The sequence below is a fragment of the Microbacterium sp. Marseille-Q6648 genome, from assembly GCF_943181415.1.
Classification (GTDB): domain Bacteria; phylum Actinomycetota; class Actinomycetes; order Actinomycetales; family Microbacteriaceae; genus Microbacterium.
This window is the reverse complement of sequence record NZ_CALPBZ010000001.1, coordinates 629628-652685: the sequence shown is the minus strand read 5'-3', so window position 1 is coordinate 652685 and position 23058 is coordinate 629628. Positions and strand designations below refer to the sequence as shown.

General features: G+C 69.9%; 27 protein-coding genes and 2 tRNA genes. 16 read left to right on the top strand and 13 right to left on the bottom strand.

Features of this window, described 5'->3' with window-relative positions; genetic code table 11:
• The first annotated feature begins 25 nt into the window (after positions 1–25).
• From NFR93_RS03140 to NFR93_RS03130, 3 genes are read left to right on the top strand one after another with little or no spacing between them, the layout of a single operon-like run.
• Entirely contained in the window at positions 26–1339 is a 1314-nt protein-coding gene (locus tag NFR93_RS03140; protein WP_251449938.1) for a DNA polymerase IV, read from the top strand.
• A gap of 9 nt (positions 1340–1348) precedes the next feature.
• Positions 1349–1669: a hypothetical protein gene (locus tag NFR93_RS03135; protein ID WP_251449936.1), complete on the top strand. Its 321-nt coding sequence runs from the start codon at positions 1349–1351 to the stop codon at positions 1667–1669.
• Positions 1644–2237, top strand: coding sequence for a nucleoside/nucleotide kinase family protein (locus NFR93_RS03130; protein ID WP_251449934.1), 594 nt, complete (start codon positions 1644–1646; stop codon positions 2235–2237). Before NFR93_RS03135 ends, NFR93_RS03130 begins: the two co-directional genes overlap by 26 nt.
• A 1-nt stretch (position 2238) precedes the next feature.
• On the opposite strand, the gene NFR93_RS03125 is transcribed toward NFR93_RS03130, so the two are convergent.
• The 6 genes from NFR93_RS03125 to NFR93_RS03100 all read right to left on the bottom strand — a co-directional run bounded on the left by NFR93_RS03125 (position 2239) and on the right by NFR93_RS03100 (position 4235).
• Positions 2239–2727, bottom strand: a complete 489-nt coding sequence (locus NFR93_RS03125; RefSeq protein ID WP_251449932.1) for a DUF2017 family protein — start codon at positions 2725–2727, stop codon at positions 2239–2241.
• On the bottom strand, positions 2724–3023 hold the full coding sequence (gene clpS / locus NFR93_RS03120) for an ATP-dependent Clp protease adapter ClpS (protein WP_502846251.1): 300 nt from the start codon (positions 3021–3023) through the stop codon (positions 2724–2726). Before clpS ends, NFR93_RS03125 begins: the two co-directional genes overlap by 4 nt.
• The gene (locus tag NFR93_RS03115; RefSeq protein ID WP_251449930.1) at positions 3023–3376 is read right to left on the bottom strand and encodes a metallopeptidase family protein; all 354 of its coding nucleotides are present in this window, start codon (positions 3374–3376) and stop codon (positions 3023–3025) included. Before NFR93_RS03115 ends, clpS begins: the two co-directional genes overlap by 1 nt.
• Positions 3377–3452, bottom strand: a tRNA-His gene (locus NFR93_RS03110).
• A gap of 37 nt (positions 3453–3489) precedes the next feature.
• A complete protein-coding gene (orn, locus tag NFR93_RS03105) occupies positions 3490–4116 on the bottom strand; it encodes an oligoribonuclease (RefSeq protein ID WP_251449929.1) in 627 nt (208 codons plus the stop codon).
• 46 nt (positions 4117–4162) lie between these two features.
• Positions 4163–4235, bottom strand: a tRNA-Arg gene (locus NFR93_RS03100).
• Between the two features lie 101 nt (positions 4236–4336).
• Here NFR93_RS03100 and NFR93_RS03095 point away from each other — a divergent pair.
• The gene (locus NFR93_RS03095; protein ID WP_251449928.1) at positions 4337–4549 is read left to right on the top strand and encodes a methyltransferase; all 213 of its coding nucleotides are present in this window, start codon (positions 4337–4339) and stop codon (positions 4547–4549) included.
• Between the two features lie 30 nt (positions 4550–4579).
• Here NFR93_RS03095 and yczE read toward each other — a convergent pair whose 3' ends face one another.
• Entirely contained in the window at positions 4580–5221 is a 642-nt protein-coding gene (yczE, locus tag NFR93_RS03090) for a membrane protein YczE (protein ID WP_251449927.1), read from the bottom strand.
• Between the two features lie 24 nt (positions 5222–5245).
• Here yczE and NFR93_RS03085 point away from each other — a divergent pair, with 24 nt between their 5' ends.
• Positions 5246–5446 carry a hypothetical protein gene (locus NFR93_RS03085; protein WP_251449926.1) on the top strand — a complete coding sequence of 67 codons (201 nt, stop codon included), beginning with the start codon at positions 5246–5248 and terminating at the stop codon, positions 5444–5446.
• Positions 5447–5456: 10 nt separating this feature from the next.
• Here NFR93_RS03085 and NFR93_RS03080 read toward each other — a convergent pair whose 3' ends face one another.
• Complete coding sequence (locus tag NFR93_RS03080) at positions 5457–5714, bottom strand: hypothetical protein (protein ID WP_251449925.1); 258 nt, start codon at positions 5712–5714, stop codon at positions 5457–5459.
• Between the two features lie 240 nt (positions 5715–5954).
• Here NFR93_RS03080 and NFR93_RS03075 point away from each other — a divergent pair, with 240 nt between their 5' ends.
• The 4 genes from NFR93_RS03075 (at position 5955) to NFR93_RS03060 (ending at position 9331) form a co-directional block, all read left to right on the top strand.
• A complete protein-coding gene (locus NFR93_RS03075) occupies positions 5955–6473 on the top strand; it encodes a single-stranded DNA-binding protein (protein ID WP_251449924.1) in 519 nt (172 codons plus the stop codon).
• A 54-nt stretch (positions 6474–6527) separates the two neighbouring features.
• Positions 6528–7046 carry a DUF6993 domain-containing protein gene (locus tag NFR93_RS03070; RefSeq protein WP_251449923.1) on the top strand — a complete coding sequence of 173 codons (519 nt, stop codon included), beginning with the start codon at positions 6528–6530 and terminating at the stop codon, positions 7044–7046.
• Positions 7047–7149: 103 nt separating this feature from the next.
• Positions 7150–8829, top strand: coding sequence for an energy-dependent translational throttle protein EttA (gene ettA / locus NFR93_RS03065; protein WP_251449921.1), 1680 nt, complete (start codon positions 7150–7152; stop codon positions 8827–8829).
• Complete coding sequence (locus tag NFR93_RS03060; protein ID WP_251449919.1) at positions 8822–9331, top strand: acyl-CoA thioesterase; 510 nt, start codon at positions 8822–8824, stop codon at positions 9329–9331. The genes ettA and NFR93_RS03060 overlap by 8 nt, the downstream gene beginning before the upstream one ends.
• A gap of 8 nt (positions 9332–9339) precedes the next feature.
• On the opposite strand, the gene NFR93_RS03055 is transcribed toward NFR93_RS03060, so the two are convergent.
• A complete protein-coding gene (locus NFR93_RS03055; protein ID WP_251451455.1) occupies positions 9340–10203 on the bottom strand; it encodes an acyl-CoA thioesterase in 864 nt (287 codons plus the stop codon).
• Between the two features lie 127 nt (positions 10204–10330).
• On the opposite strand from NFR93_RS03055, the gene NFR93_RS03050 reads away from it, so the two are divergent.
• Positions 10331–11011: a DUF8185 domain-containing protein gene (locus tag NFR93_RS03050; RefSeq protein ID WP_251449917.1), complete on the top strand. Its 681-nt coding sequence runs from the start codon at positions 10331–10333 to the stop codon at positions 11009–11011.
• Here NFR93_RS03050 and NFR93_RS03045 read toward each other — a convergent pair.
• The 3 genes from NFR93_RS03045 to pepN form a co-directional block, all read right to left on the bottom strand.
• A complete protein-coding gene (locus NFR93_RS03045) occupies positions 11000–11473 on the bottom strand; it encodes a globin (RefSeq protein WP_251449915.1) in 474 nt (157 codons plus the stop codon). The two genes, NFR93_RS03050 and NFR93_RS03045, sit on opposite strands and share 12 nt — an antisense overlap.
• The gene (locus NFR93_RS03040; RefSeq protein ID WP_502846250.1) at positions 11470–12588 is read right to left on the bottom strand and encodes a mechanosensitive ion channel family protein; all 1119 of its coding nucleotides are present in this window, start codon (positions 12586–12588) and stop codon (positions 11470–11472) included. The genes NFR93_RS03045 and NFR93_RS03040 overlap by 4 nt, the downstream gene beginning before the upstream one ends.
• A 77-nt stretch (positions 12589–12665) precedes the next feature.
• Positions 12666–15227, bottom strand: coding sequence for an aminopeptidase N (gene pepN / locus NFR93_RS03035; protein WP_251449913.1), 2562 nt, complete (start codon positions 15225–15227; stop codon positions 12666–12668).
• Positions 15228–15360: 133 nt separating this feature from the next.
• Here pepN and NFR93_RS03030 point away from each other — a divergent pair, with 133 nt between their 5' ends.
• The 5 genes from NFR93_RS03030 to NFR93_RS03010 are packed head-to-tail and all read left to right on the top strand — an operon-like array spanning position 15361 to position 20289.
• Positions 15361–16569 (top strand): ferrochelatase, encoded by a 1209-nt coding sequence (locus tag NFR93_RS03030; protein WP_251449911.1) that lies wholly within the window; start codon positions 15361–15363, stop codon positions 16567–16569.
• Positions 16570–16589: 20 nt separating this feature from the next.
• Positions 16590–17135: a ribose-5-phosphate isomerase gene (locus tag NFR93_RS03025; RefSeq protein ID WP_251449909.1), complete on the top strand. Its 546-nt coding sequence runs from the start codon at positions 16590–16592 to the stop codon at positions 17133–17135.
• A 4-nt stretch (positions 17136–17139) separates the two neighbouring features.
• Entirely contained in the window at positions 17140–18144 is a 1005-nt protein-coding gene (locus NFR93_RS03020; protein WP_251449907.1) for an Fpg/Nei family DNA glycosylase, read from the top strand.
• 4 nt (positions 18145–18148) lie between these two features.
• Positions 18149–18784: an FMN-binding negative transcriptional regulator gene (locus NFR93_RS03015; protein ID WP_251449905.1), complete on the top strand. Its 636-nt coding sequence runs from the start codon at positions 18149–18151 to the stop codon at positions 18782–18784.
• The gene (locus NFR93_RS03010) at positions 18781–20289 is read left to right on the top strand and encodes an amidohydrolase (protein ID WP_502846249.1); all 1509 of its coding nucleotides are present in this window, start codon (positions 18781–18783) and stop codon (positions 20287–20289) included. The genes NFR93_RS03015 and NFR93_RS03010 overlap by 4 nt, the downstream gene beginning before the upstream one ends.
• Before the next feature lie 3 nt (positions 20290–20292).
• Here the strand turns inward: NFR93_RS03010 and NFR93_RS03005 are convergent, their stop codons facing one another.
• The gene (locus tag NFR93_RS03005; protein ID WP_251449903.1) at positions 20293–20778 is read right to left on the bottom strand and encodes a Dps family protein; all 486 of its coding nucleotides are present in this window, start codon (positions 20776–20778) and stop codon (positions 20293–20295) included.
• Positions 20779–20940: 162 nt separating this feature from the next.
• On the opposite strand from NFR93_RS03005, the gene NFR93_RS03000 reads away from it, so the two are divergent.
• Positions 20941–23052: an acyltransferase family protein gene (locus tag NFR93_RS03000; RefSeq protein WP_251449901.1), complete on the top strand. Its 2112-nt coding sequence runs from the start codon at positions 20941–20943 to the stop codon at positions 23050–23052.
• Positions 23053–23058: the final 6 nt, after the last annotated feature.

Below are 23058 nucleotides of genomic sequence, written 5' to 3'. Positions count from 1 at the left end.
CGGCGGTCCGGGAGAGAATCGGCCTATGGGACGAGGAGACGGAACCGGTCGGCTCGTGTCGCCGGTCGATGCCGACGACACCGGCGCCGGCATCCTCCACGTCGACATGGACGCGTTCTATGCCGCCGTCGAAGTGCTCGACGACCCCTCGCTGCGGGGCAAGCCGATCATCATCGGCGCCCCGGAGGGGCGGGGCGTGGTCTCGAGCGCGTCGTACGAGGCTCGACGGTTCGGGGTGCGCTCCGCGATGCCGGTGGGACAGGCTCTGCGCCTCTGTCCGACCGCGATCGTGGTGCCACCGCACTTCGCCAGGTATGTCGAGCTCTCGGGCCAGGTCATGCAGCTCTTCCGAGACGTGACGCCGCTGGTGGAGCCGCTGTCGATCGACGAGGCCTTCCTCGACGTGCGGGGGGTGCGACGGCTGTGGGGAAGCCCGGGTGTCATCGCCCGTGACCTTCGCCGCCGGGTGAAGGAGGAGACGGGACTCACGTGCAGCATCGGCGCGGCGGCCACGAAGCATGTCGCCAAGATGGCCTCCACGATCAGCAAGCCGGACGGGCTCCTCATCGTCGCGGAGGCGGACACCGCACGATTCCTCGCACCGCGCTCGGTGCGTGCCCTCTGGGGCGTCGGCCCCAAGGCGTCCGAGGCGCTGGAAAGTCGCGGCATCCGGACGGTGAGCGACGTCCTCGCCACTCCCCGGCCGGTGCTGGAGCGTGCGCTCGGCCCCGCGATGGGCGAGCGGATCTGGCATCTCGCCCGCGGAATCGACCCTCGACAGGTCGACACCCTTCGCGTCGAGAAGAGCGTCGGACATGAGGAGACGTTCGACGAGGACGTGACGGACGCCGTCGTCCTGCGTACCGAACTGCGTCGGCTCGCCGATCGGGTGGGTGCTCGCCTGCGTCACGGCGGGTGGGAGGCTTCGTCGGTGGCTGTCAAGGTGCGGTTCTCCGACTTCACCACCATCTCCCGGTCGCTGACGCTGTCCGAGCCGACCGCAGTCGGACAGCGCATCGGTCGGGCCGCTCTGGATCTGTTCGCCGCCGTGGACCAGGCCCTTCCCGTCCGGCTGATCGGTGTACGGGCCGAACGGCTGGTCCCGGCCGGAGCGGCGCCTCCGGCCCTCTGGGACGATGACGAGGAGTGGCGGCGGGTCGAGGATGCCCTCGACGGAGCGGCAGCGCGATTCGGGCGGGGGGCTGTGACGCGTGCAGCGTTGCTCGGCACCGCCCGAGGCGGTGGGACGCTGCCTTCGCACCCACGCGTGCCGCACCCCGAGGAGAACGGATCGGACACCGATCGCGCGCGCCTGGGCAGGCGCGCCTCTGACGAGTAGCGTGGACACATGCCCAACATCGCACTCGAACTCGCCAAGCAGTCCGCCGCGCTCGGAGTCACCAGCGCCTATGGAGAGCAGCAGGACGTGGATGGGGTGAAGCTCATCCCGGTCGCCCTCACGTGGACAGGATTCGGCGGCGGCTCCGACGAGTCCGGCAACGGCGGCGGCGGGGGAGGGGGATACACGTTCCCGGTCGGCGCCTACGTGCGCCGGGGCGATGACCTGCGCTTCGAGCCCAACCTGGTATCGCTGCTGGCCGTCGGCATCCCGTTCGTCTGGGTCGCCGGACGTGCTCTCAGCCGTGTCATCCGCGCCCTCAAGAAGTAAGCCGGACCCCCTCGCCCGCGCGCTGGACACCGCCGCGACGCAGGTGCTGGCGGACGTCGTCAGGTTGTCCGCCGCGAATCCGGTCATCTTGATCGACGGTCGCAGCGGCGCCGGCAAGTCCTCGCTCGCCCGCCGGCTCGTGGCGCTCTGGCCTGGGCGGGGACGCGTGCAATCCGTGGCCATGGATTCGATCTATCCGGGCTGGGACGGCCTCGACGCAGGGGTGGAGGCCGCCTTCGCCTCGATCCTGCATCCGCACGCGCGAGGGCTCGTCGGGGTCTGGCAGCGGTGGGACTGGGAGCGGAGCGAGCATGCGGAGGCCCACGCCATCGATCCGTCGCTTCCGCTGATCGTCGAGGGTGCGGGCATTCTGACCGAGAAGACGGCCAGGCTGGCCGACGTCAGCGTGTGGCTCGACGCGCCGGCTGCCGCACGACGGCGCCGCGCGCTCGACCGCGACGGGGAGGCGTACCGGCCCCACTGGGAGCGCTGGGCGCATCAGGAGAGCGTGCACATCGACCGGGACGACCCGCGGGCACGAGCGACCCACGTCTTCGAGGTGCCGTGACTCAGTCCGTGCCGTCGACGGCGCGGACCAGCCCTTCGAGGCGGTAGCCCAGCCACTCGTAGACGCCGAAGCGAGGGTCGTCGTCGTCATGGGCGGTGCCCTCCTCGACGCCGAGGCGAGTCGCGATCACCAGTCTCACGGCTGCGAGGGTGCGAAGCCACGCTCGCGTCTCGGTTTCGTCGAGCACCAACCCGACGGTGTCGGTCGCGTCCGCATCGTCGTCCGCAACGGTCGCCGCACCTGTCAGCGACTCCATGACGGTCTCGGCGTCCGCGCGACGCCGTTCGAGGAGATCGGACGCGGTGAGCGAGCGGAACTCGGCTGCGGCTCGGGCGTCGTCGGGGTAGGCGGGGGGTGACAGACGGCGCAGGGCGGGGTCGTCGCCGCCGGCGTCCGTCTCGGCCACGAGGTCGCGGAACTGCTCCACGAGGAGCCGCAGGTGCCGGGCTTCGAGACGGGTGATGTCGACGACGACGATGCGCCCCGTCACGTCGACACCCGGTTCACCGTGGCCCACAGCCCGTAGTCGTGCATCGCCTGCGCGTGCAGTTCCATCTGCTCGCGCGCGCCCTCGGCCACGACGGCGCGGCCTTCTCGGTGAACCGCCAGCATGAGCCGCTCGGCGACGTCCTTGGGGAAGCCGAAGTACTCCTGGAAGACGTGGGTGACGTAGCTCATCAGATTGACCGGGTCGTCCCAGACGACGGTCTGCCACGGCACGTCCGGGCCGACGACACGCTCGAGGTCGAGGTCGAGGTCGGTGAGGGGAGATGCGATGCGGGACATCACGCCCAGCCCAGTTCGTGCAGGCGGGCGTCGTCGATCCCGTAGTAGTGGGCGATCTCGTGGACGAGGGTCGTATGGACCTCGTCGCGCAGCTCGTCCTCATCGGTGCATGCGGCCAGGTGCGATTCGCGGTAGACGATGATCCGGTCGGGCAGTTCTCCCGCGGAGCCGTAGCGGTCGCGCTCGGTGAGCGACCATCCGTCGTACAGCCCGAGCAGATCGAGGCTGCCGTCGTCGGGACGGTCTTCGACGACGAACACGACGTTGTCCAGTCCGTCGACCATGTCGTCCGGGAGCGCATCCAGTTCGGCGACGACCAGCTGTTCGAACGCGACGGCATCCATCTCAAGCATTGGGGTGAGTAACGGGACTTGAACCCGCGGCCCCCTGGACCACAACCAGGTGCTCTACCAACTGAGCTATACCCACCATGTCTCCCACTCGCGTGGGCAACCAGACGATTCTCTCATATTCCGGACGCGAATGACGACACGACCGAGGCCGCGGCCGCGCGTGCGCCGTCGCTCGTGGGACCGGGTTCGGGCACGAAAACGGCCTGCCGGTAGTAGGCGAGTTCGCGAATGGACTCGAGGATGTCGGCGAGCGCGCGATGGCCGCCGTCCTTGGCCGGCGCATGGATGTACGCACGCGGGTACCAGCGTCGCGAGAGCTCCTTGATGCTCGAGACATCCACGTTCCGGTAGTGGAGCCAGCGGTCGACGCGCGGCATGTACTTGGCGAGGAACATGCGGTCGGTGCCGATGGTGTTCCCGGCCAGCGGAGCCTTTCCCTCGATCGGGGCGAACCGCTGGATGTACTCGAGGACCTGAAACTCGGCGTCGGCGACCGTCACGCCATGCGGGATCTCATCGAGCAGCCCGGACGAGGCATGCATCTTCGTCACGAAGTCGTTCATGTGCTCGAGCGCCGAGGCGTCGGGGCGGATCACGATCTGAAATCCCGGGTCGAGCGGCCGGAGCTCGAAATCGGTCACCACGACGGCGATCTCGACGAGTTCGTCGACCGCGAGGTCGAGTCCCGTCATCTCGCAGTCGATCCATACGAGACGATCGTTGTCGGAGCCCCCCACCATGGGGACCATCCTAGCCACGGGGCGGGACACGGTCGCCGTCCGCGCGTCCCCCAGAGGTGATTCGAACACCTGACCGGCGGATTAGAAGGCCGCTGCTCTATCCACTGAGCTACTGGGGGTCGCGTTCCAGATTACCGGTTCGCACATCCCGGATCGGGTCTTCCGCCCACCCGTGAGCTGGCGTAGCGTTCGTGTCAGGAGCATCGGAAGGAGTTCTCCCATGAGCACCACGGAAACCCACCACGCCCTCTGGGTCGCCTACGGGGCGTCCGGCGTCGTCGGCACGATCCGCAAGAGCGACGAGGGCTACACCGTCACGATGGCCGGGGCCGACGCGGCCGCCGGCACCTATCCCACGATGGAGATCGCCAAGGGCGCGCTGCATTCCCACATGACGCCGGGCAGCGATTGGCCTCAGTTCCGGGAGCACTGACCCCACCGGCCCCGGCAGCCGGCCGCAGGATCACCGGACCGGCGCGATGCGTCGGCGCGATCGATCGGATCCGCCCCTCCGGCCGGCAGTCCGCGCTGGGCGCCGGGTGTCGAGCGCGCGCAGCGCGACGTGCACGAGCGGGCCGATCAGCAGCGCGAACAGCACGGTTCCGACGCCGACCGTGCCGCCGAGCGACCATCCGAGCGCGAGCACGGTCACCTCGACGCCGGCCCGGCACGCCCAGATGGGCCATCCGAAGCGGGTGTGCAGGCCCGTCATCAGCCCGTCTCTCGGGCCCGGCCCGAAGCGCGCCCCGATGTACAGGCCCGACGCGATCGCGACGATCACGATCCCCGCCAGCAGCATCGCCCCTTGCCCGACGAGACCCTGCGCCACCGGCAGGACGCCGAGCGTGAGCTGCATGGACGTTCCGACGAGCAGGATGTTGGCGACGGTTCCGATCCCGGGTCGCTGCCGAAGCGGAATCCACGCCGCCAGGACGACGAGTCCGATGATGTTGGTGACCCACCCGACACCGACGCCCGTCACCGCCGACATCCCTTCCGCGAGGACGGTCCACGGGTCCACCCCCAGTCCCGCCCGGACCGTGAGTGCGCATCCGGCGCCGTAGAGGGCGAGCCCGACCACCAGCTGCAGAATCCTTCTCGTCACAGGTCGATCCAACTCCACTATTGGATGCTGCGCGGCAGTCCAATTCAGATATCGTGGCCGGATGGACTCTCCGTCGACGGCGGACACGAGCGTCACCTGCGCATCCCGTTCACGGCGCCGGGCGGCGACCTCGTCCGCGCGGTCGAGATCCTCGCCGAGGCGTGGCCCCGCGTGCGTGACAGCGCCCCCACCTCGGTCCACCGCCAGATGGAGCCGGTCATCTGACGTCAGCGCGTCAGCGGCTGTCGTGCAACGCCGAGACGGCGTCGTCGGCGGACCAGAAATCGCCGATGTCGACGAATCCGTGCGCCGCGAAACGCAGTCGTCGCGCGCGGTAGCGGTCGTCGTCGAGGCGCTGCAGGTGGCCGATCACCACCCCGCGTCCGTCGACGACGCGCCATAGCGAAGGGCCGGCGCCGATCAGGCGAACCGGACGGCGGCGCCCGAGCGCCGGCGGCGTGCGTGGCTCGGCGAGGGCGGGTGTCGTGTGCATCGGTTGCCCCGTTTCCTGTCGTGTCCGCCCACGCTATGGGCAGGCTCCGACATTTGCGGCCGGTCGCGTCGCACCCTGTCCTCCCCAGCCCCGATCCCGGTCGCGATCCTCCACAGCGCCGGCTCCCGCGTCGGGTTCGCCCGTCGGGCCGGACAGTCTGATCGTGGCATCGGTGACCGGCGGGCACCCGGCCACCGATGCCACCGGGGAAGGTCCCCGGATCAACGAACGGGAGATGACATGTACGACACGATCACGATCACCGGGAACGTCGCCACGCCGCCGGTGCAGAGGACGCTGCCCAGCGGGGTGACGGTCACCTCTTTCCGACTGGCGAGCAACCGGCGTCGACTCGACCGCGACAGCGGTCAGTGGATCGACACCGGTACGTCCTGGTACTCGGTATCGGCGTACCGTCAGCTGGGCGAGCACGCAGCGGCGTCGTTGCAGAAGGGAGAGAGCGTTCTCGTCACCGGCCGCCCGCTCGTTCGGGAGTGGGAGAACGACTCCAAGCGCGGGACGTCCGTCGACATCGATGCCGAGTCGATCGGCCACGACCTGCGCTTCGGCACGAGCGCGTTCGTGAAGCGCTCCCGCCCGCACGCCGGCGCATCCGACGGCGGGGCGGGCCCGCAGGCATGGGCGGTGCCCGGATCCGCACCGGAGTCGGCCGATGCGTGGGAGACCGCCTCCCTGCCGGACCCTCTCGACGCCACCGCCGAGCCGGAGAGCACGTCCGCCGATCCGGTGCCGTTCTGAGCGAGGAGGTGGGCGGTGTCGGAGCCCTTTCGCGGAGCGCTTTAGACTCGCCCCGTGGTCCGATTCCTCGAGCGTCACCGCCCACGGCCCCGGGCAGCAGGCCGGACGGTCGCCGTTCTGGCGGTACTGATGGTCCTCAGCGGGTGCGCTGCGACGACTGAACCCGAGCCCACGACCGCCTCGTCGAGCGACGGTCCGGCACCGTCGGCCTCACCGGAGACCACGCCGGCTCCAGAGCCGACGACGGTCGACCCCGAGGCGTCGGCCGAAGCGAACCTGCCGGTGTTCCGCAGAGTGGTGGAAGACGTGTGGGGGAGCGGTGACCGGGCTGCGGGCCGGGCCTACATCGACGCCCTGGTCACGGCGGGCTTCGACAAGGCGCAGATGGAGCTCACGCCCGACACCTCGACGGTGGGAAATCCCGCCGAGAGCATCCAGTTCTCGGTGCGGTGGGGAGATGACTGCCTCATCGGCCAGGTGGGCCCGGCCACCGGCGAGCCGCTGTCGACCGTCGTGCCCGTCCTCGTCGAGGGGCGCTGCCTCGTCGGCGAGACGCGTCCGATCGACTGGTAGCCGCGGCCGCCGACCACTGCCGCGGTCGGTCGAACGTCGGTCCACAGCACGGCCGGTAGGCTGGGGGGCTGACGTGTGAAGACCGACGAAAGCAGAATCCCGCATGGCTGAGTACATCTACTCGATGGTCCGCGCTCGTAAGGCGGTCGGCGACAAGCTGATCCTCGACGACGTCACGATGGCATTCCTCCCTGGCGCCAAGATCGGCATGGTGGGCCCCAACGGCGCCGGAAAGTCGACGATCCTCAAGATCATGGCGGGCTTGGACACGCCTTCCAACGGCGAGGCCAAGCTCAGCCCTGGCTTCAGCGTCGGCATCCTCATGCAGGAGCCCGAGCTGGACGAGACCAAGACCGTTCTGGAGAACATCCAGGACGGGATCGCCATCAAGGCCAAGCTCGATCGCTTCAACGAGATCTCGGCACTCATGAGCGATCCGGATGCGGATTTCGACACGCTCCTGTCCGAGATGGGGACGCTGCAGGAGGAGATCGATGCCGCCGACGCGTGGGACCTGGACTCTCAGCTCGAGCAGGCGATGGACGCGTTGCGCACTCCTCCCGGGGATGCGGAGATCGCACCCCTCTCGGGCGGCGAGAAGCGCCGCGTCGCGCTGACCAAGCTGCTGCTGCAGAAGCCCGACCTGCTGCTGCTGGACGAGCCGACCAACCACCTCGACGCGGAGAGCGTGCTGTGGCTGGAACAGCACCTGCAGAAGTACCCCGGTGCCGTCATCGCCATCACGCACGACAGGTACTTCCTCGACAACGTCGCCGAGTGGATCGCCGAGGTCGACCGCGGGCGCCTCATCGGATACGAGGGCAACTACTCGACGTATCTCGAGAAGAAGTCCGAGCGCCTCGCGATCCAGGGCAAGAAGGACGCGAAGCTCGCCAAGCGCCTCGCCGAGGAATTGGAGTGGGTGCGCTCGAACGCCAAGGGCCGCCAGGCCAAGTCCAAAGCGCGCCTCGCGCGCTACGAGGAGATGGCTGCCGAGGCGGACCGCACGCGCAAGCTCGACTTCGAGGAGATCACGATCCCGCCGGGGCCGCGACTCGGGAGCATCGTGATCGAGGCGAAGAATCTCAAGAAGGGCTTCGGCGACCGATCGCTCATGGACGGGCTGAGCTTCAGTCTGCCGCCGAACGGCATCGTCGGTGTGATCGGCCCCAACGGTGTGGGAAAGACCACGCTGTTCAAGACGATCGTCGGACTCGAGCCGCTCGACGGCGGCGATCTGAAGATCGGCGAGACCGTCAAGATCAGCTACGTCGACCAGTCCCGCGCGAACATCGATCCTAACAAGACCCTGTGGGAGGTCGTGTCCGACGGGCTCGACATCATCACCGTCGGCAAGACCGAGATCCCCTCCCGCGCCTATGTCTCGAAGTTCGGCTTCAAGGGCCCCGACCAGCAGAAGAAGGCCGGTGTGCTGTCGGGCGGCGAGCGCAACCGCCTCAACCTCGCGCTGACCCTGAAGGAGGGCGGCAACCTCCTCCTGCTCGACGAGCCGACGAACGACCTGGACGTCGAGACCCTGCAGTCCCTCGAGAACGCCCTGTTGGAGTTCCCCGGCTGCGCGGTGGTCATCACGCACGACCGGTGGTTCCTCGACCGCATCGCCACGCACATCCTCGCCTACGAGGGGACCGACGAGGACCCCGACCGCTGGCACTGGTTCGAGGGCAACTTCGAGGCCTATGAGGAGAACAAGATCGAGCGCCTCGGACCGGATGCGGCCACGCCCCACCGCTCCGCGTACCGCAAGCTCACTCGTGACTGACGCGTCGGCGCCTGCAGCCGCCGGGCCTCGCGCGCGGCGGCTGCACATCCCCATCCACCTGCGATGGGGTGATCTGGACGCGTTCAACCACGTCAACAACACCGCGATGCTGAAGCTCCTCGAAGAGGCGCGGGTGCGGGCGTTCTGGCTCCCGGGCCCGGGCGAACAGGCCCCGCCCACGGCGGTGCTGGAGTCCGGCATCCACAGCGGAGTGCTCACCCTCATCGCGCGCCAGGAGATCGAGTACCTCGGCCCGGTGCCGTATCAGCGGGACCCGCTCGACGTGCAGATGTGGTTCGGCAAGCTCGGCGGGTCGAGCATCGAGGTCTGCTACGACGTGATGAGTCCCGTCGGCCGTGCGCAGACGCTGTACGCGCGCGCCACGACCGTCGTGGTCAAGGTGGATGCCGGATCGGGACGCCCGATGCGGCTTTCGGCGCAGGAGCGCGCCGCCTGGGAGCCGTATCTCGGGCCCGCGATCGACTACGCGCACCGCGGCTAGCCGGCCGGTCACGCCGGACGGCCACCGCCGTCGGCCGGGGTGCGCACCATGATCTCCTGCGCGACGCTGGCCAGGAGCGTGCCCTCAGCCGAGTAGATCCGCCCGGTCGCGAGACCCCGCCCGCCGCGGGCGCTGGGGGATTCCTGCGCGTACAGCATCCACTCGTCGGCGCGGCCGAAGCGATGCCACCACATCGCGTGGTCCAGGCTCGCCACCTTCAGTCCGGGCGTGGCCCAGGACAGGCCGTGGGCACGCAGGATCGACTCCTGGATGGTGAGGTCGCTGAGATAGGCGAGTGCGGCACGGTGGACCGCCGGATCGTCGGTGATCGGTCGGCGCACCTTCACCCAGACCGCCTGATGGGGTCGACGAGTGTCGTCAGCGGCGAGGTAGATCGGTCCGGGCACGTGGCGCAGGTCGATCGGGCGATCCGTGAACAGCCGCTTGGACATCGGATGCAGGCCCTTCAGGTGCGATTCGATGTCGGGCAGCTCGTCGGGACCCGGAATCCCGACGGGCATGTCCGCCTGATGATCGACGCCGGGGTCCTCGTCCTGGAACGACGCGATCATCGAGAAGATCGGGACCCCGTCCTGGAACGCCTGGGTCCGGCGGGTCGAGAAGGAGCGTCCGTCGTGGATCCGATCCACCGCGAAGGTGATGCCCTTCGCGGAGTCGCCGGGGCGGAGGAAGTATCCGTGCATGGAGTGCACGATGCGCTCGTCGGGCAGCGTCCGCTCCGCGGCGACGATGGCCTGTGCGAGAACCTGCCCGCCGAACACGCGGCCCAGCGGCATGGACTGCGACACCCCCGTGAAGATGTCCTCTGTGGTGCGGGCGTCCGATCCGGCGAGGTCGAGCACGGCGAGCATGGACGCGACGGGATCGCTGTCGCTCGACGACACCGGGGTATCGATCGGATGCTCGTCGGTCACAGAAGGTCCGCCTCTCGTATCGCGCGGTCCGGTGGTCCCCGGATCGCTTGGTAGTTTAGGGCGGATGTCGCAGCGCCTTCTCTTCCCCGATGCCGCGGGCGCCGCGGACGCCCTCACCTTCTGTGCGCGATCCGCGTCTCTCGGCGAGGGAACCGTACGCCTTCGGGCCGAGCGCGGCGTGCTCGCCATGACGTGCGCCCCGCTCGCACCGCGCGGACTGTTCGACACCACCCCGACCATCATCGGCATGCGGACACTGGCCATCGATCCCGAGCTGCAGTGCGACTTCGTCGTCGCCGCGGCCCAGGTGGCCGGTGCGGGCGATGACGCCACGGCTCTGGTGCTCCCCGAGACGGCGGTGACCGCCTCCTGGGCGGGGGTCTCGCCGCCGCGGTCCGGCTGGCAGCCCGGCGCGCCCATCCCCGCAGCCGTCCTCGCGCAGCGGGCGCAGTGGGGGATAGCCTCGGTCGCCGAGGCGATGCCGCAGAATCCTGGCGAGGACGTCGTGCGCAGCATCCGGGCATCGGTGTGGGGCGTCGCCGACGACGCCCTCGATCAGCTCCCGCTGGGCGCGGCCTTCGCCGCGTTCGCGCTGGGGTTCGTCGCCGGCGAGGAGCAGGCCCGGGTGTTCACCGCGCCCGCGTGGACCCGCCTCACCCTCGACCGCGGCCACGTGCTGGTGCGCGGCCCGGCCAAGTCCGGCCTCACCGCTGTCCGGGCGACCGGAGGAGCGTCACCGGCCTGAGGCCGGCGACTCGGGTGCGGCGCGCAGCGGCAGCGAAGAATCCGATCGTGCCCCCGCCGACGGCCCGATGCCGGTGGGCTCGAAGGTGTTGACCATCGCGTACGCCGCGCGTTCGAGATAGTCCCACAGCGTGGCCTCGTGCACCGGCGGCAGGGCGAGTTCGTCGACGGCCGTCCGCATATGGGCGAGCCATCGATCGCGGGCCTCCGGATTGACGTGGAAGGGTGCGTGGCGCATGCGGAGGCGCGGATGACCGCGCTGCTGGCTGTACGTGGTCGGCCCGCCCCAGTACTGCTCGAGGAAGAGCGTCAGGCGCTCCCGGGCGGGGCCCAGATCCTCTTCGGGGTACATAGGCCGCAGGACCTCGTCGTCGGCGACCCCTCGGTAGAACGCGTCGACGAGGCGGACGAAGGCGTCGTGACCGCCGATCTCTTCGTAGAAGGACATGGGGGCGGGGGTCATTCGCTCTCCTTCGCCGGCTCGGCGCCGCCGGTCGCCGGGCCGCTGGCCGGCGGCTCGGTGGTGCCGGGCCTCTTCGTCTGACGCTTCGGTCGCCATACGGGGCGCACGGGCACCTCGTCGGTGGCCGGCGTCGTCGGGTTGGGCCTGGTCTTGGGCGGATTGGCGCCGCGGACGCGCTGGGCCCCCTCGATGCCGCTCAGCGTGACGGAGGCGAGCTGGGGGAGCGCCACGCCGATGGCGTCGACGGCTGCGCGCAGGCGCACGCGCAGTTCCCGCGCGACATCGTCCTTCGCTGCGGCACGCGTCTTCATGACGACGCGGATGACGAGGGCGTCGCCGCTGACGGACTCCAGTCCCCAGATCTCCGGCTTGTCGATGATCCGCGTGCGCCACTTCGGGTCTTTCGCCAGCGTCGTCGCGGCCTCGAGGAGTGCCGACTCCACCTCTTGGATGTCGGAGTCCGGCGGGACGCCGAGGTCGACGATAACCCGCGACCATCCCTGCGACATGTTGCCGATGCGCGTCACCTCGCCGTTGCGGACGTACCACAGGGTCCCGTTCACGTCGCGGACGTGGGTGACCCGGACGCTCACGTACTCGACGATGCCGGTCGCGAGCCCGAGGTCCACGACGTCGCCGATGCCGATCTGGTCCTCGGCGACGATGAAGATGCCGTTGAGGACGTCCTTGACGATGTTCTGGGCGCCGAATCCGAGTCCGGCGCCGATCGCCGCAGTCAGCAGCGTGAGCGACCCCAGCGCCGTGGGGGCGACGACGTCGACGATGAGCAGCAGCGCGACGATGACGATCGCGACGTTCACGACGTTCTGCAGGATGGAGCCGAGGGTGCGGGTGCGCTGGACCAGTCGCACCGACGCCAGCGGAGAACGTTCGAGCGCCTGCGTGTCATCGACGTTGGCCTTGGACTTCGCCCCGTTCACGATGCGGTCCACGACGCGGCGGATGACGATGCGCAGGACGGCGCTGAGGACGAGCGCGCCGACGATGATCGCCGCGATCGTCAGGACGTTCCATCCGACGCTCATGAAGAAGGCGCCGACCCCCTGCCAGAGGGCGGGGTCGGTCAGCGCGGTGTCGAAGGCGAGGGGCATCATCGGGTCGATCCTAACGACGGACGCCTCGGCGGCACCTGTGTGCAGCCGAGGCGTCCGAGCCGTGCGTTGTGGCGGGGTCAGCCCGCGTCGCGCTCCTGGACGGCGAGCGCCCGTTCGACCCCGGCGAGGTTCTCGTGGACGAGGCGCCGCAGCGCGGCGGGTGCGTCCGCGTTCGCCTTGAGCCAGCCGCGAGTGGCCTCGCGCAGTGCGACGTTCGCCAGCGGCGCGGGGTACAGGCCGACGATGAGGTACTGCGCGATCTGGTAGGAGCGCGACTCCCACACCGGCAGCAGCATGTCGAAGTATCGCGGAACGAACGCCTCGAGCTGCGCGAGCCCCGCCGGGTGCACGAAGCCCAGCGCGGTCGAGCGCACGATCGTGTTCGGCTGATCGTCGTTGTCGATCAGGGACTCCCAGGCGAGCGACTTGGCCTCGGCAGTGGGCAGTGCGGCCTTCGCCTGCGCGGCGAACTCGCCGCCCTTGGCGGTGTTGTCCGCCGCGAGGGCGGCGTCGATGTCGTCAGCGGTCACGGCGCCCGACGCGGCGAGCGACACCAGCAGCTGCCACGACAGGTCGGTGTCGATCTCCAGCCCGGGCAGGGTGGTCTCGCCGTCGCGGAGGCCCCGCACCGTCTCGGCGTGCGCCGGGGTGGCCGAGGCCGCCGCGAAGGAGGTCACGAACTGCAGCTGACTGTCGCTGCCGGCATCCGCGCTCTGGGCGAGCGCCCACAGGCCGTCGGCCACCTTCGCGCGGGTGGCATCGCGTCGCTCCGGAGCCACGTACGCGTTCGCCGCCAGCAGCAGCTGAGCGAGCGTCGTGCGCACCGTGGTCGACTCGGTCTCGGCGCCGATGTTCCCCAGCACCAGATCGACATAGTCGGATGCCGCGGCCTCCGCGTCCCGGGTCTGATCCCACGCCGCACCCCACACCAGCGAGCGGGCGAGGGGATCGGCGATCTTGCCGAGATGCGCGATCGCGGTCGCGAGCGAGCGCTCGTCGAGCCGGATCTTCGCATAGGCGAGGTCGTGGTCGTTCAGCAGGATGAGGTCGGGACGGGCGTGACCCTTCAGCTCGGCGACCTCGGTGAGGTCGCCGTCCACGTCGAGCTCGATGTGGTGAACGCGCACGAGGGCGTCGCCCTCGAGGTTGAACAGGCCGATGCCGAGCCTGTGGGGCCGGATCGTGGGGTAGTCCGCAGGCGCGGTCTGGACGACGGCGAACCGGGTGATGGTGCCGTTCGCGTCCTCCCTGACCTCGGGCGACAGCGTGTTCACACCCGCGGTCTCGAGCCACTTGCGCGACCAGCCCGACAGCTCGCGACCGCTGGTGGTCTCGAGCTCGGTGAGGAGGTCCACCAGCTCGGTGTTCGACCATTCGTGCTTCTTGAAGTACGCGGCGACGCCGGCGAAGAAGGCGTCGGTCCCCACCCAGGCCGCCAGCTGCTTGAGTACCGAGCCGCCCTTGGCATAGGTGATGCCGTCGAAGTTGACCTGCACGTCCTCGAGGTCGTTGATCTCGGCGACCACGGGGTGCGTCGACGGCAGCTGGTCCTGGCGGTATGCCCAGGTCTTCTCCATCGCGTTGAAGGTGGTCCAGGCTTCGGTCCACTCGGTGGCTTCGGCCGTGGCGATCGTCGACGCCCATTCGGCGAACGACTCATTCAGCCAGAGGTCGTTCCACCACTTCATGGTGACGAGGTCGCCGAACCACATGTGCGCGAGCTCGTGCAGGATCGTGACGACGCGGCGCTCGCGCACGGCGTCGGTCACCTTGCTGCGGAACACGTACGTCTCGGTGAAGGTCACCGCTCCGGCGTTCTCCATCGCACCGGCGTTGAACTCCGGGACGAAGAGCTGGTCGTACTTGGCGAACGGGTACGGGTAGTCGAACTTGTCCTCGAAGTAGGCGAACCCCTCACGGGTCTTGTCGAAGACGTAGTCGGCGTCGAGGTGCTGCCACAGGCTCTTGCGGGCGTACACGCCGAGCGGGATGACACGACCCGACGCGCTCGTGAGCTCGGAGAAGGTCGCCTGGTACGGGCCGGCGATGAGGGCGGTGATGTACGACGAGATCACCGGGGTCGGCGCGAACGACCACGTCGCGGTGCCGTCGCCGTGCTCGACCGGGTCGGGCGTGGGGGAGTTCGACACGACCTTCCACGCCGCCGGCGCGTTCACCGTGAAGCGGAAGGTCGCCTTCAGATCGGGCTGCTCGAACACCGCGAAGACGCGACGGGAGTCGGGCACCTCGAACTGGGAGTACAGGTAGACCTCGCCGTCGACGGGGTCGACGAACCGGTGCAGGCCCTCACCGCTGTTGGTGTAGAGGCAGTCGGCGTCCACGACGAGCTCGTTGTGCGCAGCCAGGCCCTCGAGGGCGATCCGCGAGTCCGCGAAAACGGTGGCGGGGTCGAGGGCGCGGCCGTTGAGCACGATCTCGCGCACGTCGCCGGCGATGAGGTCGATGAACGTCGACGCGCCCTCGGTCGCGGCGAAACGCACGACGGTGCGGGATCCGAAGACCTCGGCCCCGCGGTTCAGATCGAGGGCCACCTCGTACGTGAGGCCGGAACCGGCGGTCGGGTCGATGATCGCGCGGCGCTCCTGCGCCTCGATGCGGGTGAGGTTCTCTCCAGGCACTGCATTTGCTCCCGTGGGTGAGGGTGGATGCTTCGATGAGCTGAGCTCTGGTGCCGCACGGGGGCGCTGCTGGCGCCGGCGGCAACCGCTCAAGCCTACGCCAGCCCCTCCGGAACGGTGTCAGGATGGTGGGGTGAGTGCGAACCAGCATCCCGAGCCCCCCGCCGCCACCTCCGACCGCGTCCCGTTCTCTTCGGATGCCGCATCCGGCGGTCCTCGCCACGTCGAGGTCCCGGTCGCCTACGACGCGCTGCTGCTGGCGGGATTCGGAGGCCCGGAAGGGCAGGACGACGTGATCCCGTTCCTGCGCAACGTGACGCGCGGGCGCGGCATCCCCGATGAGCGCCTGGAAGAAGTCGCCCATCACTATCGGCACTTCGGCGGCGTGAGCCCGATCAACGCCCAGAACCGCGCGCTCAAGCAGGCCCTCGAGGCCGAGCTCGCACGCCGCGGCATCGACCTGCCGGTGTACTGGGGCAACCGCAACTGGGCGCCGTACCTCGAGGAGGCCGTGACCGACGCCGCCGAGGCCGGGCACACCACGCTGCTGGGGCTGGCCACGAGCGCGTACTCGTCGTTCTCGAGCTGCCGGCAGTATCGCGAGGATTACGCCCGCGTCCTGACCGCCACGGGCCTGGGCGAGACGGTGACCATCGACAAGGTCCGCCAGTTCTTCGACCACCCCGGCTTCGTCGCCCCCTTCGTCGACGGCGTGCGCGATGCGATCGCCGGGCTGCTGGCCGAAGGTGTGCCTGCCGCGGAGATCCGCGTGCTCTTCTCCACGCACAGCATCCCCCTCGCGGACGCGGAGCGATCGGGTCCACGCGACCTCGAGCTCGGCGAGGGCGGCGCCTATGCCGCACAGCACATGGCCGTCGCGCACGTGGTCATGGACGCCGTCGCCGCCGAGGTCGACGGAGCCCTCGGCATCGCGTGGGATCTCGTGTACCAGTCGCGGTCCGGTCCGCCCACCCAGCCGTGGCTCGAGCCCGATGTCTGCGACGTGATCGAGACCCTGCCCGCCGCGGGCGTCACCAGCGTCGTGATCGTGCCGCTCGGGTTCGTCAGCGACCACATGGAAGTGCTGTGGGATCTCGACACCGAGGCGATGGAGGCGGCGGCCGACGCCGGCCTTCGCGCGGTGCGCACGCCCACGCCCGGGATCGATCCGGCCTTCGTCAGCGGGCTGATCGATCTCGTCGAGGAGCGGCTTCGGGGAACCCCGGCGGCGGAGCGTCCTCACCGCACCGCGCTCGGCCCCTGGTACGACGTGTGCCGGCCGGGCTGCTGCGAGAACATCCGGGCCGGCTTCAAGCCGGCGGCGGCCGGGATCGCCCCCTAGGCGACTCTAGGATTGGGCTCATGCGCATCCACATCGCGACCGATCACGCCGGCCTCGAGTTCTCGACGCAGCTGCAGCATCACCTCGCCGCGCAGGGCCACGAGGTCCGCGATCACGGACCCGTCGAGTACGACCCGCTGGACGACTACCCCGCTTTCTGCATCCGCGCGGCGCAGGCGGTCGTGACCGACCAGCGGGACGGTGTCGAGGCGCTCGGGGTGGTGTTCGGGGGTTCGGGCAACGGCGAGCAGATCGCAGCGAACAAGGTGACCGGGGTGCGTGCCGCCCTCGTGTGGAGCGTGGCGACCGCGGAACTCGCGCGCGAGCACAACGACGCCAACGTCATCGCGATCGGCGCGCGCCAGCACACCTTCGATGAGGCGCTGTCGTTCATCGACCGGTTCATCGCCACCCCGTTCTCGGGCGAGGAGCGCCACGCGAGGCGGATCCGGCAGCTCGCGGCGTACGAGACCGACGGCACGTTGGAGCCCGACCCGCGTGCGGTCACGGGTGTGCCCGACGTCCTCGACGCCGACGACAGCTCGTTCGACCCCGAAGCGGGCTGACCCGATGCCCGAAGGGCATTCGGTCCACCGCATCGCCCGACAGTTCGACCGCAACATCGTGGGTCGTGCCGTGTCGGCCTCCAGCCCGCAGGGCCGGTTCGCCGAGGGCGCCTCGGTCGTGGACGGGCGGACGGCCACCTCGGTCCGGGCCGTGGGCAAGCAGATGTTCCTCGAGTTCGACGGTGACATCTGGCTCCGCGTGCACCTGGGCATGTACGGCGCGTGGGACTTCGCCGGCGACATCTCGATCGACGCCACGATCGCCGCGGCGAACGGCCGGATGGGGCAGACGAACCAGCGCGGCGCCGTCGTCCCCGGCGATGCCGTGTTCGACACCGCCGGCGAGAACTCGCTGACCTCGATCGGCGCGCCCCGTCGGGCACGCGGTCACGTCCGGATGTCGGAGCAGACCACGGGCCTTCAGGATGACGACGGCACGTGGCCGCCGCCGGTCGTGGGACAGGTCCGGCTCCGGCTGCTCACCGAGACGACGTGCGCCGACCTGCGCGGGCCGACCGCGTGCGAGCTGCAGACGCCGGACGAGGTCGCCGCCGCCATCGCCCGGCTGGGTCCGGATCCCCTCGTGGACGACGTCGAGGAGGGCGAGGCGCGCTTCGTCGACACCGTGCGCGCCAAGCGCACGGCGATCGGCCTCCAGCTGATGGACCCGGCCGTGGTGAGCGGCATCGGGAACGTGTACCGCGCGGAGCTCCTCTTCCGCGCCCGGCTCGATCCTCATTCTCCCGGCAAGGACGTCCCCGTCGACGTGCTCCGCGGAATCTGGCGCGATTGGGTTCGCCTGCTGTCGATCGGTGTCGAGACGGGTCAGATGATGACCATGGACGATCTCTCGCCCGAGGACTACCGTCGGGCGATGGCTCACCGCGACGACCGCCACTGGGTGTACCACCGTGCAGGACTGCCGTGCCGCGTGTGCGGGACCGAGGTGGTCGTCGAAGAGGCCGCCGGTCGCAAGCTGTACTGGTGCCCGAACTGTCAGAAGGGCTGACCCCATGCGGCAGAACCCCAGCTTCGCCATGACCGACGTCGCCGAGCTTCGACGGCTGATCGACGAGAATCCGTGGGTCACCCTCGTCAGCCATACCGAGGACGGCCTGGTCGCCTCGCACTACGCCGTCATGCTCGACGGCGGGCGGGACGACCTCACGATCGTCGGTCACGTCGGCAAGCCCGACGATCTGGTCCACGGTCTGGGCGAACGCGAACTGCTGGTCGTCGTCCAGGGCCCCCATGGATACATCTCGCCCGGATGGTACGGCGACGTCGCGGCGGTCCCGACCTGGAACTTCGTGTCGGCGCACCTGTCGGGCGTGCCCGAGATCCTTTCGGCCGACGAGAACCTCCGTGTCCTCGAGCGCCTCGTCGATCGCTTCGAGCGGGGGATGCCGCAGCCGCGCGGTCTGTGGGAGCTCCCCAACGACGAGGAGTTCGTCACCCGTCTCGAGCGCGGCACCGTCGGGTTCCGCCTCACCCCGTCGCGCGTGGTGGCCAAGCGCAAACTCAGCCAGAACAAGCCCGTCGAGACCGTCGAGACCATCGCGCGCGAAGTGGCTGCGCGCGGCCTGCCGCTCGACTCCGCCCTCGCCGACGAGATGCGCCGGGCGGAAGAGGCGAGGGGACGCCGATGAGGCACGCCGTCGGCGACGCGGTCTCGGGCCTGCGCAACGTCCGTATCGTCGGCCCCGGCAGCGAGCTGCTGCCCGAGGCCGGCCCGATGGACCTGGTGCTCTCGCAGGGCCGGATCGTCGATATCGCGCCGGCCGGGTTCCTCACGCTCGACGGGCTGGTCCTCGACGGTGACGGGTGCTGGCTCGTGCCGGGACTGTGGGACCACCACGTCCACGTCGTGCAGTGGGCGCTGGCGGCCGAGCGGGTGAAGCTCGGTCACGCCGAGTCCGCGGCGCATGCCGCTGCGATCATGGGCGAGGCGGACCCGCAGGACACCGGCATCCGGGTGGGTACGGGCTTCCGCGACGCGCTCTGGCCCGACGAACCCACACTCGCCGCGCTGGACGCGCGGACGGGGGAGACCCCCACCTACCTGATCAACGCCGACGTCCACAGCGTCTGGCTTAACTCCGCGGCGCTGCGCCGTGAGGGCCTGGACCCGTCCCCCACAGGCGTGCTCCGCGAAGAACCCGCCTTCGAGATCTCACGTCGCCTGAACGCCGTCGCTCCCGAGACGGCGGATCGTGCCGTCCAGCGCATGTCTCGCGAGGCGGCGGCACGGGGCGTGGTCGGTCTCGTCGACCTCGACATGTCATGGAACGAAGAAGCGTGGGCGCGGCGCCTGGAGGCGGGGTTCGACGTCCTCCGCGTGGAGTTCGGGATCTACCCGGCGATGCTCGACCGCGCGATCGCCGAGGGGCTCAGATCCGGCGATCCGGTGCGCGGCGCCGACTCGGATCTGGTCCGGGTGGGACCCCTCAAGGTCATCACCGACGGCTCGCTCGGCACCCGCACCGCCGCGTGCTCCCACGCCTATGCCGGCGGAAGCGATCCACACGGTCTGCTCACCGTGCCTCCGCACGAGCTCCGCGATCTCATGGCCCGAGCCGCAGGGGCCGGTCTGTCGTGCGCCATCCACGCCATCGGCGACATCGCGAACACCCACGCGCTCGACGCCTTCGCGGCGACAGGGGCATGGGGCACGATCGAGCACGCACAGCTCGTCGCCCACACCGACATCCCGCGGTTCGCGCGACTGGGAGTGGGGGCCAGCGTCCAGCCCGAGCACGCGGTCGATGACCGTGACCTGACCGACGCACTGTGGGCGGATCAGCCCGCGCGCCCGTACCCGCTGCGGGCGCTGGCCGACTCCGGCGCCAACCTGCTCTTCGGCTCGGACGCACCGGTGTCGCCGCTGGACCCCTGGGCCGCCATCTCAGCCGCCGTGCATCGCACCCGCGACGGTCGCGCGCCCTGGCAGCCCGACCAGCGCGTGGATGCCGCCACCGCACTCGCGGCATCCACCCACGGCGGGTCGTCGGAACCGGATCGCATCGAGCCGGGCGCGGCCGCGGACCTCGTCCTGTGCGAGCGGAACCCGCTGACCGCGGACGACGCCGAACTGCGGCGTCAGCGCGTCGCGGCGACCATCGTGGGCGGCCGCGTGACGCACGTCAGCGTCTGAGCGTCACTCCGCGACGTGCGCGAAGAGGAACCAGCGGTCCTTCTCGAGGGCGTTCATGATCGAGATCGCGAGGTCCTGGCTGGTCAGATCGATCTCGTCGAGCCCCTCGATCGCGGCCTTCACATCGACGATGACGCGGTCCATGTCGGCGATCACGGCGCGCACGGTGTCGGTCCAGGGCGAGAAGCCGGCGGCGACGGCAGTAGCCTGCGCCTTGGCTGCGACCGTGGACACGCGTGCGTCCACGGGGAGACCCAGAGCGACGATGCGCTCCGCGGCGGTGTCGGCACCGTTCTGAGCGTTCTCGACGATGGTGTCGAGGAGTTCGTGGATCGCGATGAAGTTGGCGCCGCGGACGTTCCAGTGCGCCTGCTTGCCGTTCACGGCGAGTGCCTGGAGTCCGATGACGACGGGGGTGAGGAACTGTGCGACGCCGGCGGCGACGGTGGGGTCGGCGGCGGTCGCGGGGGTGGTGGTGATATCGGTCATGACGGTTGCCTCCCTCTCGGCCGACGGAGATGCGCCGGCCACGTTGGGTGCAACGCTACTCAGCGCTCCCCATTCCGCAAGCAAGCGAAGGCTCGGCTAACGACGTGCCGCAGCCGTGGTTCGCTGAACGGGTCGGCCGGGATCAGGCACTAACGTCGAGGGGTGCCGTCCGCCGATCATGCCCTGGCTTCGCCGAAGCGCTCCGAACAGTCTCCCGAGCACGCGACGTCGTCGCGGTTCATCCCGCACGTCCAGGGACTGCGCGCGATCGCCGTGCTGTTCGTGGTGCTCTATCACTTCTGGCCGGGGCGCTTCCCCGGCGGGTACGTCGGCGTCGACGTGTTCTTCGTCATCTCGGGGTTCCTCATCACGGCGCACCTGACGCGCGAGCTGATGCAGACGGGCACGGTCCGGCTGACCCAGTTCTGGGCCCGACGCGCCCGCCGGCTGCTGCCCGCGTCGCTGCTGGTCCTGCTGTTCTGCGCGGTCGTGGCGGGCTCGCCCTACCTGATGCCGCTGTCGGCGCTGCCGAACGAGGTCAGCGAGATCATCGCGGCGACGTTCTACGTCGAGAACTGGTATCTCGCCTTCACCTCGGCGGACTACCTCAATCACTCGGGTGACCCCACGACGGTGCAGCACTACTGGTCGCTGTCGCTCGAGGAGCAGTTCTACGTCCTGTGGCCGCTGATCCTGCTGTTCGCCGCGTGGCTCGGCGTGAAGCACTTCCGGGCCACCCGCCGACGTGCCGTCCTCGTTGCCCTCGGTGTCGTGACGGCGGCATCCTTCGTCTTCTGCGTCGTGTTCACGCTGACCGATCCGGCGCCGGCGTACTTCGTGACGTTCACCCGCATGTGGCAGTTCGGCGTAGGGGCGTTCGTCGCCCTCATCCCGCTCCTGCGGGTGCGCCACCCGCTGATCAGCTTCGTCCTCGGCTGGGGTGGGGTGCTGACGCTGCTGGCGGTGCTGTTCCGCTTCGACGGCCAGACGCCTTTCCCCGGATACGCGGCCCTGGCCCCGACGCTCGGCGCGGCCGCCATCATCGCCGCGTCCAACACCGACCGGTGGTGGTACCCGACGCGCGTGCTCGCGCTGCGTCCGGCCCAGTTCGTGGGCGACATCTCTTACTCGCTGTACCTGTGGCATTGGCCGCTCATCATCATCGCGCCGTCGGTGCCCTTCTGGGGTCTGACGATCTACCACCGTGTCGCCCTCCTGGCCCTGTGCTTCGTCCTCGCGTGGCTCACCAAGCGCTTCGTCGAGGATCCGGTGAGGTCGTGGCGGGTGCTCACCTCGCGCCCGTCGCGGGTCACGCTGTGGGCCTCTCTCGGCGCGATGGTCCTCGTCGCGGGCGTCGCCGGCGGCGCGTGGGCGGTCAACGCAGGGGCGTACCGCCAGGGCGTGCAGGCGATCGAGGACCTCCGCGCCGACCCGCCGGACTGCTTCGGCGCCGCCGCCGTGCTGGAGGAGGGGTGCACGGATGCCGCGCCGTCGGACTCGATCCTCCCCGCCCCCGGGTTCGCCGGGGTCGATCGGCCGGCCGACGGGCAGTGCTTCGTCCAGCTGAACGACGCCCGCCCGGTCTCGTGCGAATTCGGCTCCGACGCCGAGGACGCCCCCACCGTCGCGCTCGTCGGCGACAGTCATGCCTTCCAGCTGCTGAGCACGTTCCAGCGCATGGCCGACGACAACGGCTGGCGGCTGATCACCTACTTCAAGGGCGCGTGCCCGTGGAACACCACGCCGCTGGCGACTCCGGGTGCGTTCGGCGCCGCGTGCAGCGAATGGCGCGAGGGCGTGACGACCGCGATGTCGGAGCAGCAGATCGACGCGGTCTTCACCGCTGCGATCGCGACCACGCCCTACGCGTCCGCCGGTTTCGGGTCGTCGGCCGAGGCCGCGGTCGCCGGCTACCGCGAGGCATGGAGCCAGGTGCTCGATCGCGGCATCCCGGTGGTCACGGTGGTCGACAATCCGGTGTGGGAGACCGACCCGAACAAGTGCCTGCGCACGCGGGACCAGGCCGAGTGCGATGCCGGCCGGGGTGAGGTGCTCGTCGCCGACGACCCGCTCCGCGAAGCCGCCGAGGGGATGCCGGGGGTCACGCTGCTGGACTTCACCGACGTGTTCTGCGACGCCGACAGGTGCCGCACGGTCGTGGGCGGCGCCAACATCTATCGTGACCAGGACCATCTGACGGTCACCTTCGCCGACACGCTCGCGCCCTGGTACACCGCCGCCATCGAAGAGGCGCTGGGCTCGAGCGCGCCGTAGAGTGCG